Raw genomic sequence first — 2,729 nt, 5'->3', positions numbered from 1 at the left:
AGTACATCCAGTACGAGGACTTCCGGCCGGCACACCGAGAGCACGCACCGGGCGCCGCTCCTTGACGGGCAAACGTTGCCTGCCGCGGCACTAGAGTCCCAGCCGCGCCAGTGCCTTCCCCCCGTCCAGCTCGCAACTGCCCTCTCCCGCGGCCGTCCAGGCCGCCGCGCACAGGGCCCGCAGACCGTCGAGAGCCTCGCCGTCGCCCGTCAGCTCGAACTGCTCGCTCCCCGCCGTCGCCGTGAAACCGCCACAGCGGAACCCGTCGCCCGCCTCGACGACCTCGGGCTGCCCGGTGAGCATCCCGCGCAGATCCGCGTCGACATACGTCGGCCGGTGCTGCGGAGGCGCGGCGAGAAGCAGCGCGCCGTCGGTCACGCCGGTGAGGACCAGCAGCGAGTCCACCTCTCCGTTGAACGCGCCCTCGATGTCGGTGTCCAGCCGGTCACCGACCACCAGCGGCCGCTCGGCCCCGGTCCGCAGAACCGTCTCGCGGTGCATCGGGGGCAGCGGCTTGCCCGCCACCTGCGGATCGCCGCCCGTGGCGATCCGCACGACCTCCACCGCCGCGCCGTTCCCGGGCGCGATCCCGCGCGCGCCGGGAATCGTCAGATCGGTGTTGGACGCGAACCAGGGCACCCCCCGCGCGATGGCGTAGCACGCCTCCGCGAAGCGCGACCAGGTCAGATCGGGACCGCCGTACCCCTGCACGACCGCCACGGGCTCGTCGTCCGCCGAGTCGACCGGTTCCAGCCCGCGCTCACGGAGCGCGACCCGCAGCCCCTCACCGCCGATGACCAGCACCCGCGCCCCCGCGGGCACCTGCTCGCTGATGAGCCGGGCCACGGCCTGCGCCGAGGTGATGACGTCCGAGGCCACCGTCGGTATGCCCAGCTCCGTGAGGTGCTCGGCCACCGCGTCGGGGGTGCGCAGCGCGTTGTTGGTGACGTACGCGAGGTGCATGCCGCCCGCGCGCGCCGTCCCGAGGGACTCCACGGCGTACGCGATGGCGTTACCGCCCGCGTACACCACCCCGTCCAGATCCAGCAGCGCGGTGTCGTACGCCTCGCTCAGGGCCTGGCCACTGCCTTCGGGCCGCGTCCTGACGGTCTGGCTCATTGCACATCGCTCCTCGTTCGATCCCTTTGCCCCGATCATCGCGCATGCCACTGACACACTTACGATGCCCCAATGAACTATGCAGGTCCCGAGGAGGAAACACCGGCAGGGAGCGGCCTCGAACTCACCCCGTTCCGAGGCCTGCGCTACGACCCCGACCGGGTCGGCAGCCTGGCCGCCGTGACGTCCCCGCCGTACGACGTCATCGTGCGGCCCGACGGACTGCTCGAACTCGAATCGGCCGACCCCCACAACATCGTCCGGCTGATCCTCCCGCAGGACGGCACGCCCGCGGCCCGCAACAAGCAGGCCGCCGACACGCTGCGCGACTGGCTGTCCGAGGGCGTCCTGACCACCGATCCCGAGCCGGGCCTGTACGTGTACGAGCAACGCGACGGGGATCTGCTGCAACGGGGCGTGATCGGCACCCTGCGCCTGTCCGAGCCGGCCGACGGCGTCGTCCTTCCGCACGAGGACGTGATGCCACACGTCATCGCGGACCGCGCGGCCCTGATGCGCGCCACGTCCGCCAACCTCGAACCCCTGCTGCTGACCTACCGCGGCAACGGCTCCGGGTTCGGTACGGCCGCCGTCATCGAACGCACCGCCATCCGCCCGCCGCTGCTGTCCACCACCACCGAGGACGGCATCAGCCACCGCCTGTGGGCGGTCACGGATCCGGCGGAGCTCACGGAGATCCGGACAGATCTCGGCCGGCACCAGGCCCTGATCGCCGACGGCCATCACCGCTGGGCCACCTACCTACGTCTACGCGCGGAGCACCCCTCGCCCAGCCCCTGGGACTACGGACTGGTCCTCCTGGTGGACACCGCCCGCTACCCGCTGCGCGTCCGGGCCATCCACCGCCTGCTGCACCGCCTGCCGGTCGCCGAGGCGCTGGCCGCCCTCGGGGACTCCTTCCGGGTACGCCGTCTCGATGTACCCCTCACGGAGGCACTGGAGGCCCTCTCCGCGGCGACCGCCGAGGGGAACGCCTTCCTCCTCGCCGGCGACGGCTCCTTCCACCTCGTCGACCGCCCGTCGCCGGAGCTCCTCGCCCGTACGATCCCGGCCGACCGCCCGGAGGCCTGGCGCACCCTGGACGCCACGGTCCTGCACGCCGTACTCCTCGACCATGTGTGGCGCATCCCGGAGGACTCCCCCGCGCACATCGCGTACATCCACGACACGACCGCCACGGTCGAGAAGGCGGAACACGACGGAGGCACGGCCGTCCTGATGCACCCGGTCCACGAGGAGGTCGTACGCGATCTCGCCCGCCAGGGCGTCACGATGCCGCGCAAGTCGACGTCCTTCGGCCCGAAACCGGCGTCGGGACTGGTCCTCCGGGCGCTCACTCCCTGAAGCGTCACAAGCTGCGGAAACGCCACGTGGGCGACGGGTCACCTTCCGGTGTCCCGCCGCCCACGTGTTCCGCCGCAGTACCCGGCGTCAGCTCTCAGAACGGTGAGGAGCGTCGCCCTCGCTGTCGTCCTCGACGTCGAGGACGTCCTCGTCTTCGTCCTTGTCCTCGTCCTCGTCCTCGTCCTCAAGGTCGTCGACGTCGTCCGAGATCCCGTCCGTGGCCACGGACTCGATCTCGTCGTCCT

At 71.5% G+C, this 2,729-nt stretch carries 2 protein-coding genes; one reads left to right on the top strand and one right to left on the bottom strand.

Annotated elements, in window-relative coordinates:
* Positions 1-90 precede the first annotated feature (90 nt).
* Complete coding sequence (locus ACFWBT_RS42555; RefSeq protein ID WP_385710075.1) at positions 91-1,119, bottom strand: HAD hydrolase-like protein; 1,029 nt, start codon at positions 1,117-1,119, stop codon at positions 91-93.
* A gap of 72 nt (positions 1,120-1,191) precedes the next feature.
* Here ACFWBT_RS42555 and ACFWBT_RS42550 point away from each other — a divergent pair, with 72 nt between their 5' ends.
* Positions 1,192-2,484 carry a DUF1015 domain-containing protein gene (locus ACFWBT_RS42550; RefSeq protein WP_385710072.1) on the top strand — a complete coding sequence of 431 codons (1,293 nt, stop codon included), beginning with the start codon at positions 1,192-1,194 and terminating at the stop codon, positions 2,482-2,484.
* Positions 2,485-2,729 lie beyond the last annotated feature (245 nt).

The organism is Streptomyces sp. NPDC060027 (assembly GCF_042737005.1).
In the GTDB taxonomy this organism is placed as follows: domain Bacteria; phylum Actinomycetota; class Actinomycetes; order Streptomycetales; family Streptomycetaceae; genus Streptomyces.
Note: the sequence above shows the minus strand (reverse complement) of the source record. Positions and strands in the feature narration are given on the sequence as shown.

Coding starts and splice junctions, on each gene's coding strand:
- ACFWBT_RS42555 (WP_385710075.1), bottom strand. CDS start 1,119: ATGAGCCAGACCGTCAGGACGCGGCCCGAAGGCAGTGGCCAGGCCCTG.
- ACFWBT_RS42550 (WP_385710072.1), top strand. CDS start 1,192: ATGAACTATGCAGGTCCCGAGGAGGAAACACCGGCAGGGAGCGGCCTC.